This window comes from Nocardia sp. PLKS1-43 (genome assembly GCF_059510335.1).
The window spans coordinates 795,309-810,591 of record NZ_JCAJZQ010000001.1 but is presented as its reverse complement, the minus strand read 5'-3'; the positions used below and the strand labels follow the sequence as shown (position 1 = coordinate 810,591).

Here is a 15,283-nt window from a genome sequence, read left to right as displayed (position 1 = left end):
GTCGAAGTGCGTTGGGGTGGTTCGGATATGGGATCAGGCGGGCAACGCGGAGTCTTCGTCCGGATTGCGCGCGTCACGCCGTCGCCCGAGTCGGAGTTCGTTGAGCAGGAGATTGAGGACGATGGCCGTGATCGCGCCCGAGGCGATGCCCGAACCGAAGACGGTCTGGATCCAGGACGGGAAGTGCGCGTAGAAGTTCGGAGCCGCGATCGGCAGGATCCCCATCGTCAGCGTTGCGGCGACGATCAGCGCGTTCACCGCGCCCCGCTCCTCGTCGTGGAAGTCCACCCGGCTCAGCGTCTGCAGGCCATTGACCGCGACCAAGCCGAAGATCGCCACGCCCGCACCGCCCAGGACCGGCAGCGGCACCACGGCCACCAGGGCAGCGACGATCGGGAACAGCGCGAGGGCGATCAGGATCAGCCCGCACGCGGCGACCGCGAAGCGGCTCTTGACCCGGCTCATGACCAGCAGGCCGATGTTCTGACCGTAGGCGCTGGCCTGGAATCCGTTGAGCCCGCCGCTGAGTACGGATCCCAGGCAGTCGGCGCGCAGGCCGTTGGCGATGTCGGCAGAGGTAAGCGGACGCTCGACGATCTGCCCGATCGCGAGCATGTCGGCGGTCGTCTCGGTCATGATCACCAGCATGACGATGGTCATGGAGATGATGGCGGCGAGATCGAAGCGCGGCGCGCCGAAGTGGAACAGTCCCGGCACGGCGAATATCCGGGCCGCGTCGAGCTTCCCGAAATCGACCATGCCGAACGGAAGCGATATCAGGGTCCCCAGGATCATTGCCACCAGCATGCCGACCCGCCTGGTGAAGCCCGGGACGTATTTGGTGATGAACAACGTCAGGAACAGCGTGATGAGCCCGATGAATACGTTTGTGGCGGAGCCGAATTGCGGGCTGCCCTGGCTTCCCTGCAGCCAGCCGATCGAGATGGGGATCAGGCTGATCCCGATCACCGTAACCACCGCGCCCATTACCAGCGGCGGGAAGAACCGCAGCAGCTTGCTGTAGAGCGGCGCCGCGCAGAACATCAGTGCCGCCGCCACAATAACCGCGCCGACAATGACACGCATCGCGTCCGCGCCGGTGGCCTGCCCCTTGCCGATCGCGATCATCGAAGCGATACCGGAGAACGAAACACCCTGCACCAGGGGAAGTTTGACGCCGATCTTCCATATGCCGACGGTCTGCAGCAGGGTCGTCACCCCCGACGCCAGCAGGCTCGCGCTGATGAGGAAGATCAGGTCCGCGGTCGGCAGGTGCAGGGCCGTGCCGATGATGAACGGCGGCGCGATGATCCCAGCGTAGGCGGCGAGCATGTGCTGGGCGCCCAGGGCCAGCAACTTGCCGACGGGGAGCAGTTCGTCGACTGGGTGCTCGCCGCCGGTCGGCCGGATGCGCAGCGAACGTCTGAGATTGAGCATGGGCTTACCTGGTTCTGCCGAACGATTTGGGATCCCAAGCTTCTCGCGAGTCCGTTACCAGCGGGTTTCGCCGATTTGTCGTGCAGTAACCACTGCGAGACGATCTAGTTTCGCAGTGTGGCCCGATGAGATGCCGGGATTTGGATCGTGCGCCCTGTCAGTGTCTCGACGGCGCGTACAACCTCCACGCGGACCGGGTCACCGCCTGGGTGGCCTCGTCCAGGCTCGACACCTACTGCGGTGTGGGCCCCGGACCGGATATCGACACCCCGCAGACCGTGGCGTCAACAACGTCCTGACCCGCAAGAATTAATTCGAAAATGGGAGTGTTGCTGGGCGCGGGCGTAGATGAGGGCGTCGGGGGCATTGCACCGCCCTCGTCCGATCAGCGACTCGATCGCCGTCGCGCCACCGCGTCACTGTCGGCTTGGAAACGTCGCAGTCCCTCATCGAGGCTGCGCACCGATGTACTGCCCGACAGTTTCGTCGATACCGGTGTCGACGCGCCTTCTTCCGCAGCATGTGTCAGCCGGGAGTGACGCAGTTGATGCAACGCGTAGGGGCCGCCTGTGTAGGAGGCGGTGTGGGCCTCGAACAGCTCGGCCGCACGCCGGTACGACAACCGCGCCGGCACCGTCACCGGGTCGATATCGGTGGTGGACACCGACGGGCGGGCCTTTCGGTCGGTCAGAAACAGCGGCCCGGACTTGCGGCCGACCAGCATCCGCGGCAGCAACCGCGCGGTACACGCGATCACCTCCCGCACACCACCCTTGCGGGTCACCACCGCACACCGATTCGCCGTATCGAGATCAGGGACATCGAGCATCAGCACCTCCTCAGCGCGTGCCGAGGATTCGTAGAGCATGTGCCACAACACCCGTTCCCGCAGCGGCGTATCCGAGCCCAGGATCTCGGTGACCCGGTCCCTGGGCAGCGCCCGGCTGGGTGTCCGGCGGCGCGGGCCGGGCCCGCAACCGGACCAGCGGATCACCGGCGCTCGGGTCGGGGCCTTGCCCGGTGGCGCGAGCCGGGACGCGCGCCGAGGGCAGCGCGCCGACGCCGGCCCAGCAGGCCACCGCCGCTCGAAGTCGCGGTCGATGACCTGCTCGCCTTGGCAACGGTATCGCCATCCAGCCGCGGCCCCCGGAGTTGACCACGCGCCTGCTGCGGCTGGTCAGCAACGGCGCGCACCCCCGGCTCGAGCCGCCACCCGCGCACCCGCGGGTAGGTCCGGGTCCGCTCACCTGCCGAATCCGGCGGTGAGCCCGGCGACCAGATAGCGGCGCCCGAGGACGTACAGGGCCAGGACGGGCAGCGTGGACAGTACGACGGCGGCCAGTACCGCGGGGATGTTCACCCGGAACTGTCCCTGGAATGCCCACAGCGCCATGGGCAGGACCCGTTGATTCGAGCTCTGCGTGAGGATCAGCGGGAACAGGAAGCCGTTCCAGACGGTCAGCCCGTCGTACACCGCCACGGTCAGGACGGCCGGGCGGACCAGCGGCAGGACCAGGCTCCACAGGATTCGCCAGTGTCCGGCGCCGTCGACGCGCATCGATTCGAACAACTCGTTCGGCACGTCGCGCAGGAAGTTGGCCAGGATCACCACCGTCAGCGGGATCGCGAACGCCACCGACGGCAGGATCACCGCGAGTAGCGTGTCATACAGGTGAATCCGGGTGATCAGGTAATAGACCGGAATGATCGTGGCCTGCAACGGTATTGCCAGCCCCAGCAGGAACGCCCGATAGGTGAGCGCGGCGAACCGGGTCCGGCCGCGCACCACGAAATACGCCGCCATCAGCGATACCGCGACTGTGATGACCACCGTGCCGATCGTGACCAGCGCGCTGTTGCCGAGGTAGCGCGGAAAGTCGTTGCGCAGCACCAGCATATAGTTGTTCAGGGTCGGATGGGTGGGTACGGACAGGGGATTGGCGTCATAGAATCCGCGCTGCTCGCGCAGGCTGGTCACGACGATGTAATACACCGGAACCAGCACGATCACCAGCCAGGCGAGGCCGGCCAGGCCGCCGGGAATGTTGCTGTCCCGCAGTGTCTTCGAAGCCATGTCACGCACCGTCCAGCTGGCTGCCGCGCGAGAACCGGGCCAGCCGGGCCAGGCCCAGCGACAGGGCCAGGCCCGCGACCACGAGCAGCACCGCCACGGTGCTCGCGCGTCCCATATCGTTGTTGGAGAAGCCCTGCAGGTACATATCCAGCGCCAGGATCCGGGTCCCGTTGCCCGGTCCGCCGCCGGTGAGCACGAACACCAGGTCGAAGTAGGTCAGCGAACCCACCAGCATCAGCGTGGACGAGGTCAGGATCGTATAGCGCAGCTGCGGCAGCGTGATGTGGGCGAACTGCCGCACCCGCCCGGCGCCGTCGAGCCGCGCGGCTTCATACAGCTGAGCCGGGATCTGCCGCACGCCCGCCTGATACAGCAGCGTGTGGAACGGTACGAACTGCCAGCCGATCACGAAGATCACCACATAGAGCGCCAGATGCGGATCGCCGAGCCAGTCCTGGGCCAGCATGCCCAGACCGAACGCGCGGCTCATGCCGAAATTCGGATCGAGCAGCGCCTTGAAGGCGATCGCGATCGCCGCCGAGGACAGCAGCAGTGGAACGAAATACATCACACCGAGCATCGACCGGTACCTGCCGCGGCCCGCAATCAACACACCGAGCAGCAGCGAGATCGGCGTCTGGAACAGCCAGCTGAGCGCCATCACCTGCATCGACAACCAGATCGCGTGGTAGGTGACCGGATCATGCAGTGCGGTAGTCCAATTCGTCAGCCCTGTCCAGCCGGGTGCGGCGACGCCGTCCCATCGCAGCAGGCTCAGCGCGACCACGCCCGCCATCGGCAGCAGAGCGAACACGGTGAAGAACGCCAGCGCGGGCACGGCCATGAGCGGGTGGGGGCCGGTCCGTGCCGGTCCCCGGCCGCGTACCCGAGTAAGCGGGGTGACCATGAGCGTCTCCGTCACTTGCCGATCGCGGCATTCATGGTTGTGGAGAACTGTTCCGGCGTAATCTGCCGACCGAACAGCTGATCCAGCGCGGTGAGCAGCGCATCTGCCTGTCCCGGCGAAATCGCCTGGTCCCAGGACAATTGGAAGCTGGGTGCATGGCGCGCCAGGCCGTACACGAACGAGAGATACTGCGGGTCCTTAGCTTTGGCCACCTGTGCCTCGATGCCCGTGACCGGGGGCACCGAGCCGCCGGCGAGCAGGTTCTCGACGTACGCCTCGTTCATGTCACCATCGCGCAGATACTTGACCGCCGCCTGTTGCTGGGCCTTGCTCGCCGCGGCGGACACCGACCAGAAGTTCGCCGGGTTGCCGACCACGTCGGCGGGGTCGCCCTTGCCACCGGGAACCGCCGGAAATGTCGTATACCCCAGCTTGGTCGCGGCGAAATCCGGATCGGCCTGTTTGATCGTCGGGAAGGCCCAGGAGCCCATCAGATACATCGCGGCCTTGCCGGTGTAGAGCAGCGCGGTGTCGGCATTGGAGTCGGTGGCGATGGAATCGAAGCCCTTGACGAATCCGCCCGCGTTCACGAGTTGCTGGATCATCCGGTTCGCCTGCAGCACAGCCGGATCGGACCAGGCGCCGGGCTTCTGCGCGGCGATCGCGTCGAACACCCCGGGCCCGCCGATGCGGTCGACGAGGTACTCCTCCCACATCAGCTGCGGCCACTTGCTCTGCCCGCCCAGTGACAGCGGGGCGATCCCGGCCTGGTTGAACCGCGGCACCAGGGCCATCAATTCGTCCCAGGTTGTGGGCGGTTGTGCGCCGATCCGGTCGAACAGCTCCTTGTCGTAGAACAGCATGACCGGCTGCATGCTGTTGTTCGGTACGGCATAGGTCTTGCCGTCGATGGTGCCGGTCTTGGCTACCGAGGGCAGGAACCGGCCGGTCAGGGCCGGATCCTGCTGTACCAGCGGGGTGAGGTCCATGATCTTGCCCGCATTCACCCAGGATTTCAGCGTTCCGGCCGCGCCCCAGCTGAAGATGAGTGTCGGCGCCTGACCGGACCCGACAGCGGAGCGGATCTTCTGTTTGTATGCGTCGTTGCCGAAGAACTGGCCGTTGATTCCCTGGCTGTTGAACGAACTGCGGAACACCTGCTCGTCGCCGCCGGTGAGGGCCCAGGCGCTGGGTCGTCCGGAGGATGGGCCCGCGGTGCCGCAGGCCGCGACGAGGGTGAGCAGAGCGGTCGCGGCAGTCGCGCGCAAGACGGTGCGTCGAGTGAGCAGCGCCATGATGTCACTTCCCCATTGAAGATTCGAAAACTTTCGAAAGTAAATAGCTCGATGGACGGAAGATAGGCCGTGCGCTGGGACCGGTCAAGGGCTGTTTATTCGAGAAACCTCGGCGTAAAGTGTGTCGAAAATTTGCGATTTGGAGGTACTTGATGGGCGACGTGCCGAGCAGGCAGGTGACATTGGCGACGGTGGCCGACCTCGCCGGGGTATCGCTTGCGACGGTGTCGAAGGTCGTCAACGGTCGCGCGGACGTCGCGAATACCACCCGGGCCCGGGTCGAGGGGGTGCTGCAGGAGTCCGGCTATGTACCGCAGCGCGGGCGGCGCGTGGCCGTGCCCGCCCGCACCATCGACGCCGTATTCGACTGTCTGGACAGCCCGTACGAGCTCGAGGTCATTCGCGGCGTCACCGAGGCCGCGGCCGAGATGGCGGTGGATGTCGTCGTGGGCCGGGCGCGCGACGCGGACCGGGGCGGCCCCTTGACGCCCCAGGACCAGTGGGCCCAGCGGCTCAAGAGCAACGGTCGCGCCGGGTTGATCGTGGTCACCTCCGAGCTGACGCCGGCGCAGGTCGAGGCCTTCGCTCGGGCAGGGTTGTCGCTGGTCGTCATCGACCCGCTGAACTCCCCGCGCACCGAGGTCACCAGCGTGGGCGCGACCAACTGGACCGGCGGGGTCGCCGCGGCCGAGCATCTGCTGGGCCTGGGGCACCGCCGGATCGGATTCGTCGGCGGGCCAACGCAATCCGTGCCGGGGCAGGCGCGCCTGCACGGTTATCGCGCCGCGCTGGAGGGCGCCGGCGTCGCCTACGATCCGGCGCTCGTGCTGCACGGCGGCGCATTCGACTATCCCGCGGGCGTCGAGATGGGCGGGCGGCTGCTGGGTCTGGCCGATCCGCCGACGGCCGTTTTCGGCGCCAGCGACAAGACCGCGTTGGGTGTCATCGAAGCCGCTCGCCGCCGCGGGCTGCGAGTGCCCGACGACCTGAGTGTCATCGGGTTCGACGACACGGTGCTCGCGCGCCTGGCAACCCCCGCACTGACCGCGATCCGCCAGCCACTGCGGGATATGGGCCGGGTCGCCGTGCGCACGCTGCTCAAGCTGATCGATCGTGAACCACTGGATTCCCATCATGTCGAACTCGCGACGCAGCTGGTCGTGCGCGACTCGACCGCGGCTGTACAAGGACGCCGATGAATGAGCCTGCGAATGAACAACGGGTACGGCGCTGGCACGACAGCTCCCTGCCGCCCGGAGAGCGCGCGCGGGCGCTGCTTGCGGAGATGACGCTGCCGGAGAAGCTGGCCCAGCTGGGCAGCTCCTGGCCGGGCAGCGCTGAGATCAGCGGCGACGTCGCGCCGATGCAGGACGTCTTCGCCGATGGATCGTCTCGGTCCGATGGCGCCTACGAACACGGAATAGGCCATCTGACAAGAGTTTTCGGCACCGGCCCGGTCAGCGCCGTCGAAGGGGTGGACCGCCTGATCGCGCTGCAACGCGAGATCGTCGAGCGGACCCGGCTGGGTATCCCGGCGTTGGTGCACGAGGAGTGCCTGACCGGGTTCACCACCCTCGGCGCCACCGTATATCCGACCGCGCTGGCCTGGGCCGCCACCTTCGATCCCGCGCTGGTGGAGCGGATGTCGCGGGCGATCGGGGCGGATATGCATGCGGCGGGCGTACATCAGGGACTGGCGCCGGTTCTGGACGTCGTGCGGGACTACCGGTGGGGGCGCGTCGAAGAGACCCTCGGTGAAGATCCCTATCTGGCAGGCATTCTCGGCGCTGCCTATGTGCGGGGGCTGCAGGACTCGGGAGTCGTGGCGACACTGAAGCATTTCGCCGGATACTCCGCGTCCCGGGCCGCGCGTAACCATGCGCCCGTATCGATCGGCCCGCGCGAGCTGCGCGATGTCATCCTTCCGCCCTTCGAGATGGCGGTCCGTGAGGGCGGGGCGGGTTCGGTGATGAACGCCTACGTCGACCTGGATGGCGTTCCGGCGGCGGCGAATACGGCGCTGCTCACCGGAATCTTGCGGCAGGAATGGGGTTTCGAGGGTGTGGTGGTGTCGGACTACTGGGCCATCGCCTTCCTCGACACGATGCACCGGGTGGCCGACGGCACCGGCGCGGCAGGCGCGCTCGCGCTGCGCGCGGGTATCGATGTCGAGTTGCCGCAGACCCTGTGCTACGGCAAGGAATTACTGACAATGGTTCAGGAGGGGGAGGTATCCGAAGAACTGGTGGATCGCTCGGTGCTGCGGCTGCTGCGGCAGAAGGCCGAACAGGGTCTGCTGGATGCGGGGTGGACGCCGCGCGCCGAGCCGGTCGATCTCGATTCGCCGGGCAACCGGGCGATCGCCCGGGATATCGCCGAGCGGTCGGTGGTGCTGCTGGCCAACGATGGCGCGCTACCGTTGGCCGCATCGGCGTCGACCATAGCGGTGGTGGGACCGTGCGCGGACGATCCGCTCGCGCTCATGGGTTGCTATTCCTTTCCGAATCATGTGCTGCCGCGCTATCCCGGCCTGGGAATCGGTGTCGCCGCAGCATCTTTCGGCGAGGCGCTGCGAAACGAGCTGCCGGGCGCGACGATCGCGGTTCACCCCGGTTGCCCGATCAGCGACGTCGACCGCTCCGATTTCGGCGCGGCTGTCGCCGCCGCGCTGGAATCCGATGTGTGCATCGCGGTCGTCGGCGACCGGGCCGGAATGTTCGGCCACGGCACCTCCGGGGAGGGATGTGACGCCGAGGACCTGAATCTGCCCGGCGCGCAGGGGGAACTCGTGCAGGCGCTGCTCGCCACCGGCACACCCGTTGTGCTCGTGGTGATCTCGGGTCGCCCGTATGCACTGGGCCGGTACACCGGATCGGCCGCGATGATCCAGGCGTTCATGCCCGGCGAGGAGGGCGGCGGCGCGATCGCCGGGGTCGTGTCGGGGCGGATCACCCCGTCCGGACGTCTGCCGGTGCAGATTCCGCGATCGCCCGGATCGGTGACCACCTATCTGCAGCCGCCGCTCGGCGGGAACAGCGCGGGCATCAGCAATCTCGATCCGGCCCCGCTGTTCCCGTTCGGCCACGGCATCTCTTATACGGCATTCGCCTATTCGGAGGCGGCGCTGAGCGACTCCGCGATCCCGACGGACGGCACGGTCGAGGTCTCGGTAACAGTGCGCAACACGGGTGACCGCGCCGGAGCGGAGACGGTGCAACTCTACCTGCACCACACCCGAGCTCAGGTCACCAGGCCCGTACGGGAGCTCGCCGGATTCACCCGGGTGGCGCTCGCGCCCGGGGACAGTGCGCGGGTGAGCTTCACCCTGCACGCGGACCGCACCGGATTCACCGGTATAGATATGCACCGCATCGTCGAGCCGGGCACCATCGAGATCTTTGTCGGTCGCTCGGCCACCGACCTGCCCTGCACCCTATCCGTCGAGCTCACCGGCCCGCGGCGGATTATCGGCCACGACCGGATCCTGGTCACACCGGTCCGGATCGACTGACTGTGCTCCGTGGATACGCCCGGGACGCACCGGTTACCGAAATCGTCGGAGCGATGTCGGCCCGGCACGGTCTCGGTCGGTATCCATACCCGTTGCGGTCCAGCGAATGTCGTCGCTGCGGCCACAAGCATGCCGGAACGACGACGGTAGGGGCGACATCGCGCATCGAATCTCGGTAGACCGGAGGTGATTACGCCGCGCCGTCGGACGACAGCGGTCATCCGAATCCTCGTGGCGGAACCGGTCTCTGCTCCGAGACCGGACGCCCGGAGTGCCGGGGCCCCTCACGCCCCGGCACCGCCCGCGCGGACCGTTCACGGCACGGCGTGCTCGGCGATCACCCGCGAATACCAGTGGGCGCTGGCTTTCGGGGTGCGAACCTGGGTTTCGTAGTCGACGTGAACAATGCCGAACCGCTTGGCGTACCCCTCGGCCCATTCGAAGTTGTCCAGCAGTGACCAGTAGAAGAACCCGCGCAAATCCACTCCCGCCGCCAGCGCCGTGTGCGCGGCACGAAGATGGCTGTTCAGGAAGGTAATCCGGGCATCGTCGGCGATCGAGCCGTCGGCGGTGATCCGATCGTCGTAGGCCGCACCGCATTCGGTGATGTAGAGCGGCACCCCGGGATACTCGCGATGCAGCCGCAACAGCAGCTCGCTCAGCCCGTCGGGCACCACGTCCCAGCCGCATGCGGTGCGTGGCAGGCCGCGGTCGGGGAACCGGACGTGCTCGGCGCTCACCCACGGCGTATGTACCGGCTTCGTCCCGTCGGGTCTCGCGGTGACGAAATAGTCACGGTAGTAATTGAATCCCAGGTAGTCGACCGGGGCGCCGATGAGTTTCGCGTCGTCGGCGCCGATCAGCTCGGGCATGCCGAACGGCGCCAGGTCGGCCAGCATGTCCTCCGGATACGCCCCGCGCAGCAGCGGATCGAGGAAGATCCGGTTCTGCAGCCCGTCGATGCGGCGCGCCGCGTCCAGGTCCGCCGGATCGGCGGGATCGGCCACTCGCACCGGATACAGGTTCAGCGCCAACCCGGCCTGCGCGTCCGGCGCCAACTCACGAATCACCCGCAGCCCCAAACCATGTGCCAGTAACAGATGATGGGTGGCCGCCACCGCAGCCGCCGGTTCGGTGCGCCCGGGGGCGTGCGTGCCCTGGGCGTAGCCCATGAATGCCGAGCACCACGGTTCGTTGAGGGTGCCCCAGTGCCGCACCCGGTCGCCGAGCGCGCCGATAACCGCCTCGGTGTAGTCGGCGAAGCGCTGCGCGGTGTCTCGATTCGCCCAGCCCCCGCGATCCTCCAGTGCCTGGGGCAGATCCCAGTGATACAGGGTGATCCACGGATCGATTCCGGCTGCCAGCAGCGCGTCGACGAGCCGGTCGTAGAAAGCCAGCCCGGCCGGGTTCACCTCCCCGCCGTCGGGCCGCACCCGCGGCCATGCGACCGAGAAGCGGTAGGCGTTCAAGCCCAGTTCGGCCATGAGCCCGACATCGTCCTGCATCCGCCGGAAGTGGTCGGCTCCGGGCTCACCGGTGTCGCCCCCCGCGATGGCACCGGGCTTGCGGCAGAACGCATCCCAGATCGAGTCGGTCCGCCCGACGGCCGTCGTCGACCCCTCGATCTGAAAGGCGGCGGTCGCCGCCCCCCACACGAAACCGGGAGGGAAATGGAGCTGGGTCACGGTCGTCCTTTCGCATCAGCCCTTGACGGCGCCCTGCATGACGCCGGCCACGATCTGGCGGCCGAGCGCGACGAGGACGATCACAATCGGAATGGTGGCCAGGGTGGTCCCGGCCAGGACCAGCGAGTAGTCCACGTAGTAGCCGCTCTGCAATTCCTCGATGGCGACCTGCACGGTCGGGTTGTCGGCATCGAGCACGACCAGCGGCCAGAAGAAATCGTTCCAGGCCGTCATGAACGTGAACATGGCCAGGAACGCCGCCGCCGGGCGGACCCCGGGCAGGCAGACGTGCCAGTAGATACGGATCGTCGAGCAGCCGTCCATACGCGCGGCCTCAACCAGCTCGTCGGGGATTGCGTCGACGATGTACTGGCGCATCCAGAACACGCCCAGCGCAGACACCAGGCTGGGCACGATCACCGCCGTCAGGTGCCCGGTCCAGCCCAGCTTCGACATCGCGATGTACAGCGGGATGACACCCAGCTGAGTGGGCAGCGCCGGGGTCGCGACGACGAACAGGAACAGCGGCTGCCGCCCCCGGAACCGAAGTTTCGCGAACGCGAATCCGGCCAGGGTTGCGAACAGCACCGTGGACGCCGCCACCGTGCCGGACACGATCATGCTGTTGCTCAACGACTTCCAGAACGCCACCGCGTGCACGGCCCGGCTCGCGTTGGCGATAAAGTTGCCACCGGGCAGCAGCGGCGGGATCTTGTCGCCCAGCATCCCGTTGTCCCGGCTGGCGACAAGGAACGACCAGTAGAACGGGAACGCCGAACCGAGTACGAACGCCAGCAGTAGCCCGTAGATCCAGAGGCCGCGCAGCCGGGTCCATCCCGATCGCCTCATTTCTCACCGCCCGCGGCCAGCCGCCTGGTCAGCAGGAAATTGAACAGCGCGAACAGCATGATCACGATCATCAGTGCGCAGCCGATGGCGGCGGCGTAGCCGAGCTGCTGGGTCTCGAACGCCGACTGGTACAGGTACAGGGAAATGGTCTGGAACTGGTGTTTCGAGCCACCGTTGTTGGACCCTGGCTGGGCGTCGAACAGTTTCGGTTCGGTGAAGATCTGCAGGCCCCCGATGGTCGAGGTGACGATGACGAAGATCAGCGTCGGCCGCAGCAGCGGCAGCGTAATGCTGACGAACCGCCGCACCGCGCCGGCGCCGTCCACTGTGGCCGCTTCGTACAGCTCCCGGGGAATCGCCTTCATCGCCGCCAGCACGATCAGCGCGTTGTACCCGGTCCAGCGCCAGTTCACCATCGTCGCGATGGCGATGTGGCTGGCGAATCTACTTGCCTGCCAATCGATTCGGTGCACACCGACGACCTCCAGCAGGGCGTTGATCAGGCCGTAGGTTGGCCCGAACAGGTTGGCGAAGATGACGCCGACAGCGACCAGGCTGGCCGCGTACGGGAGCAGCACGGCCGTCCGCCAGACCGTAGGGAGGCGGGTGACTCGGTCCAGCAGCGCACCCAGCAGTACCGCGATCACGATCTGCGGCCCGCTCGATAGCAGGAAGATGCTCACGGTGTTGAGCAGCGCTGTCCAGAACTCGTCGTCGCCGAGCAGCGTGCCATAGTTGCCCAGGCCTGCGCACCGGGGGTGGTCGGTGCCCAGTTCCCAGTGGAACAGCGACACGTAGACGGTGTAGAGCAGCGGGAACACACCCACTACCCCGAAGATCACAAAAAATGGCGCGATGTAGAGGTAGGGCGACAGCTTGCGATCCAGCTTCGCGAATCGGGCGGTGCCGGACCGTTGTGCGAAGAACATGCCGGGCCGCTACTTGCCGACGAGCTTCTCGGCGCCGTCGACGACCTGCTTCCAGCCGTCGGCCGGCGAGGTGCCCTGTTCGACTGCCGTGAGCGCGGGTTTGACGACGCTTTCCTGGATCTGGCCGTCCTTGGGTCCCTTGTACTGCGCGTGTCCGACCTTCATGGCCTGCGCGGCGAACAGCGCGCCGGAGTGCACGCCGCCGAAGTAGTCGTCGGTGGCCGACAACAGCGCCGGATCCTGCAGTGCCTGTACCTGGCTCGGGAAGGGGCCCTTGGCCTGGAACGCCTTGGTCTGTTGCTCGGGCGCGGTCAGCCATGCCGCGAGTTCCGCGGCCTCCTTGGGGTGCTTGCTCTGCGTGGGCACGGTCAGAAACGAGCCGCCCCAGTTGCCGCCGCCGCCCGGGAAGGCTTCGGTGACAGCCCATTTCCCGGCGTTGCCGGGTCCCGCGTTCTCCTTGATGACGCCGAGCATCCAGCCCGGGCAGACCGTGGTGGCGAAGGCGCTCTGCTTGAATCCGGTTTGCCACTCGGGGCTGAACGAGGTGAGCTTGGCGGACTCACCGTCGGCGATGGCGGCGGTCACCTTGTCCCAGGCCGCTTTCAGCGGCGGGTTGCTGTTGATGGTGAGGGTGTCGTCGGTGGTGAAGTAGCCGGTGTCGAGCTGGTTCACCATGGAGTTGAAAACCTGTGAGCCGGAGTCGAACCAGGGTTTGTGGGTGGCGGCGACGTACTGCCGCCCGGCCGCGAAGTAGCTGTCCCAGGTCGCGAACAGCGGTTTCACCGCGTCGGGGTCGGTCGGCAGTCCGGCCGCGGCGAACATGTCCTTGCGGTAGCACATGGCCAGTGGTCCGATGTCGGTGCCGTAGCCGATCCATTTGCCGTCCTTGGACTTTCCTTCCTGGTACTTCCACGGCAGCCAGCGGGCGGGGGTGACGTCCTTCGGGCCGATCGCGGTGAGGTCGTTGAACTTGCCGGATTTATCGGCGATGTCGGAAAGGTGCCCCTCCTCGATCGCGACCACGTCCGAAAGTCCGGATCCGGCAGCGAGTTTGGTGAGCAGGTCCTGGTGGTATGGGCCGCCCTGGCCGGTCTTGCGCAGCGTGACGGTGATGCCGGGATGGGCTTGCTGGTACTCCTTCACCAGGTTCTCGTAACCGAATTCGCCGAACGTGGCGACGGTCAGAGTGATGCCGCCGGCACCGCCGGCGCAGCCGCTGATACCGCCGGTCCCGACTGCGAGCACGGCGCATGTGATGAGCACTTTGCGGAGTATGTGTCGCACGTTCGAACTCCTCGTTGATCAAGCTGGGGACCGCGCTGGGAGCGCTCTCAGAGATGGATGAGAGTGTGACTCTGCTCTCAAATCCCTGTCAAGGGCCTATTAATCGGGTCGAAGTGGCGAAGAATTAGCTATGGAAGCGCTCTCAGAGATGTGTAACCTCGAGAGCGTTGACGGTCCGATCGGCGGGAGGTGAAACGAGTGCCTGCTCGGCCTGGGCCCAACCGGCCCACGCTCGAGGACGTTGCCGCCTACGCCGGGGTCTCGCGGTCCACGGCATCGCGGGCCCTCAACAACGACGCCTACGTCAGCGCCCCGGCGCGCGACGCGGTGCTCGCCGCGGCCGCCCGGCTGGGCTACACCACCAATCTGGCGGCCCGGTCGCTGGTCACTCGCCGCACCGGGGCAATCGCGCTGGTGTTGTCGGAGCCGGAGGCGAAGGTGCTCGACGACCCGTACTTCGGTGCGGTGATCCGCGCCGCCTACGCCGAATTGTCCGCGCACGGTGGGCAATTGCTGGTGATGTTCGTCGACAACCACGCCGATGTGCCGCGCGTGGTCAGCTTCCTCGACGGTGGCCACGTCGACGGCGCATTGGTGTTCGCCCCGCACCGCGGTGACCTCCTGCCCGGCGCGCTGGGCACGCTGCGGATCCCGGTGGTGTTCGGTGGCCGCACGCACAGCGGCCGGCGGGCCCAGCACGTGGTCGACTTCGACAACGCTGCCGGCGCCCGGCTCGCGGTCGATCACCTCGTCGACCAGGGTCGCCACCGGATCGCGACGGTGTCCGGCCCGGCCGAGCATCCCGCCGCCGCCGACCGACTGGCCGGCTGGCGCGCCGCAATGCGCGATCGCGGGGTGCGGGGGCGGAATCTGGTCGAGTCCGGGGACTTCACGATCGCCGGGGGCGAGGAGGCGATGCGCCGGCTGCTCGACCGCGCCCCCGAACTCGACGCGGTGTTCGCCGCCAGCGACCCCATGGCCGCCGGTGCGCTGCGGGCGCTGGCCGCGGCCGGCCGTCGGGTCCCCGCCGACGTGGCCGTGATCGGTTTCGACGATCACCCGACCCTCGCCCCGGCAACGACACCGCCGCTGACGTCGGTGCATCAGGATCCCCGGGAACAGATCCGCGCGATGGTGGCGATCCTGCTGCGGCTGACCACCGGCCAGCAGGTCCCGGGCGAGCGGATGGTGCTGCCGGTGTCGCTCACCGTCCGTGCCTCCACCTGACCGGGCGCAAACCTGGACAACTTCGCCGCTGTCCGCGACCTGGCCGCCCCACGATCGGGGAGCCGCCAGCGCTGCCTTTGTGACC

The 15,283-nt window shown here is 67.3% G+C and carries 13 protein-coding genes; 4 read left to right on the top strand and 9 right to left on the bottom strand.

Annotated elements, in window-relative coordinates; all coding sequences use genetic code 11:
* Positions 1-33: 33 nt before the first annotated feature.
* Entirely contained in the window at positions 34-1,437 is a 1,404-nt protein-coding gene (locus tag AC5WS7_RS03845) for a nucleobase:cation symporter-2 family protein (protein ID WP_495952918.1), read from the bottom strand.
* A 125-nt stretch (positions 1,438-1,562) separates the two neighbouring features.
* Here AC5WS7_RS03845 and AC5WS7_RS03840 point away from each other — a divergent pair, with 125 nt between their 5' ends.
* On the top strand, positions 1,563-1,736 hold the full coding sequence (locus tag AC5WS7_RS03840; RefSeq protein ID WP_495952917.1) for a hypothetical protein: 174 nt from the start codon (positions 1,563-1,565) through the stop codon (positions 1,734-1,736).
* Positions 1,737-1,822: 86 nt separating this feature from the next.
* Here AC5WS7_RS03840 and AC5WS7_RS03835 read toward each other — a convergent pair whose 3' ends face one another.
* From AC5WS7_RS03835 to AC5WS7_RS03820, 4 genes are all read right to left on the bottom strand, one after another.
* A complete protein-coding gene (locus AC5WS7_RS03835) occupies positions 1,823-2,431 on the bottom strand; it encodes a site-specific integrase (RefSeq protein WP_495952916.1) in 609 nt (202 codons plus the stop codon).
* Between the two features lie 249 nt (positions 2,432-2,680).
* A complete protein-coding gene (locus AC5WS7_RS03830) occupies positions 2,681-3,511 on the bottom strand; it encodes a carbohydrate ABC transporter permease (RefSeq protein ID WP_495952915.1) in 831 nt (276 codons plus the stop codon).
* A gap of 1 nt (position 3,512) precedes the next feature.
* Positions 3,513-4,418, bottom strand: a complete 906-nt coding sequence (locus AC5WS7_RS03825) for a carbohydrate ABC transporter permease (RefSeq protein ID WP_495952914.1) — start codon at positions 4,416-4,418, stop codon at positions 3,513-3,515.
* A gap of 11 nt (positions 4,419-4,429) precedes the next feature.
* Positions 4,430-5,713, bottom strand: a complete 1,284-nt coding sequence (locus AC5WS7_RS03820; protein WP_495952913.1) for an extracellular solute-binding protein — start codon at positions 5,711-5,713, stop codon at positions 4,430-4,432.
* Positions 5,714-5,865: 152 nt separating this feature from the next.
* On the opposite strand from AC5WS7_RS03820, the gene AC5WS7_RS03815 reads away from it, so the two are divergent.
* Positions 5,866-6,912 carry a LacI family DNA-binding transcriptional regulator gene (locus AC5WS7_RS03815; protein WP_495952912.1) on the top strand — a complete coding sequence of 349 codons (1,047 nt, stop codon included), beginning with the start codon at positions 5,866-5,868 and terminating at the stop codon, positions 6,910-6,912.
* Positions 6,909-9,224, top strand: coding sequence for a glycoside hydrolase family 3 N-terminal domain-containing protein (locus AC5WS7_RS03810; RefSeq protein ID WP_495952911.1), 2,316 nt, complete (start codon positions 6,909-6,911; stop codon positions 9,222-9,224). Before AC5WS7_RS03815 ends, AC5WS7_RS03810 begins: the two co-directional genes overlap by 4 nt.
* 314 nt (positions 9,225-9,538) lie before the next feature.
* On the opposite strand, the gene AC5WS7_RS03805 is transcribed toward AC5WS7_RS03810, so the two are convergent.
* From AC5WS7_RS03805 to AC5WS7_RS03790, 4 genes are read right to left on the bottom strand one after another with little or no spacing between them, the layout of a single operon-like run.
* Positions 9,539-10,909 (bottom strand): GH1 family beta-glucosidase, encoded by a 1,371-nt coding sequence (locus tag AC5WS7_RS03805; protein ID WP_495952910.1) that lies wholly within the window; start codon positions 10,907-10,909, stop codon positions 9,539-9,541.
* Positions 10,910-10,924: 15 nt separating this feature from the next.
* Positions 10,925-11,758 (bottom strand): carbohydrate ABC transporter permease, encoded by an 834-nt coding sequence (locus AC5WS7_RS03800; protein ID WP_495952909.1) that lies wholly within the window; start codon positions 11,756-11,758, stop codon positions 10,925-10,927.
* Entirely contained in the window at positions 11,755-12,687 is a 933-nt protein-coding gene (locus tag AC5WS7_RS03795) for a carbohydrate ABC transporter permease (RefSeq protein WP_495952908.1), read from the bottom strand. Before AC5WS7_RS03795 ends, AC5WS7_RS03800 begins: the two co-directional genes overlap by 4 nt.
* Before the next feature lie 9 nt (positions 12,688-12,696).
* Positions 12,697-13,950 (bottom strand): ABC transporter substrate-binding protein, encoded by a 1,254-nt coding sequence (locus tag AC5WS7_RS03790; protein WP_495952907.1) that lies wholly within the window; start codon positions 13,948-13,950, stop codon positions 12,697-12,699.
* 219 nt (positions 13,951-14,169) lie between these two features.
* Between AC5WS7_RS03790 and AC5WS7_RS03785 the strand changes: the two genes are divergently transcribed.
* On the top strand, positions 14,170-15,198 hold the full coding sequence (locus AC5WS7_RS03785; RefSeq protein ID WP_495952906.1) for a LacI family DNA-binding transcriptional regulator: 1,029 nt from the start codon (positions 14,170-14,172) through the stop codon (positions 15,196-15,198).
* Positions 15,199-15,283: the final 85 nt, after the last annotated feature.

Bases quoted from the DNA above. Each gene is read 5' to 3' on its own strand.
- AC5WS7_RS03845 (WP_495952918.1), bottom strand. From the start codon at position 1,437: ATGCTCAATCTCAGACGTTCGCTGCGCATCCGGCCGACCGGCGGCGAG.
- AC5WS7_RS03840 (WP_495952917.1), top strand. From the start codon at position 1,563: ATGAGATGCCGGGATTTGGATCGTGCGCCCTGTCAGTGTCTCGACGGC.
- AC5WS7_RS03830 (WP_495952915.1), bottom strand. From the start codon at position 3,511: ATGGCTTCGAAGACACTGCGGGACAGCAACATTCCCGGCGGCCTGGCC.
- AC5WS7_RS03825 (WP_495952914.1), bottom strand. From the start codon at position 4,418: ATGGTCACCCCGCTTACTCGGGTACGCGGCCGGGGACCGGCACGGACC.
- AC5WS7_RS03820 (WP_495952913.1), bottom strand. From the start codon at position 5,713: ATGGCGCTGCTCACTCGACGCACCGTCTTGCGCGCGACTGCCGCGACC.
- AC5WS7_RS03815 (WP_495952912.1), top strand. From the start codon at position 5,866: ATGGGCGACGTGCCGAGCAGGCAGGTGACATTGGCGACGGTGGCCGAC.
- AC5WS7_RS03810 (WP_495952911.1), top strand. From the start codon at position 6,909: ATGAATGAGCCTGCGAATGAACAACGGGTACGGCGCTGGCACGACAGC.
- AC5WS7_RS03800 (WP_495952909.1), bottom strand. From the start codon at position 11,758: ATGAGGCGATCGGGATGGACCCGGCTGCGCGGCCTCTGGATCTACGGG.
- AC5WS7_RS03795 (WP_495952908.1), bottom strand. From the start codon at position 12,687: ATGTTCTTCGCACAACGGTCCGGCACCGCCCGATTCGCGAAGCTGGAT.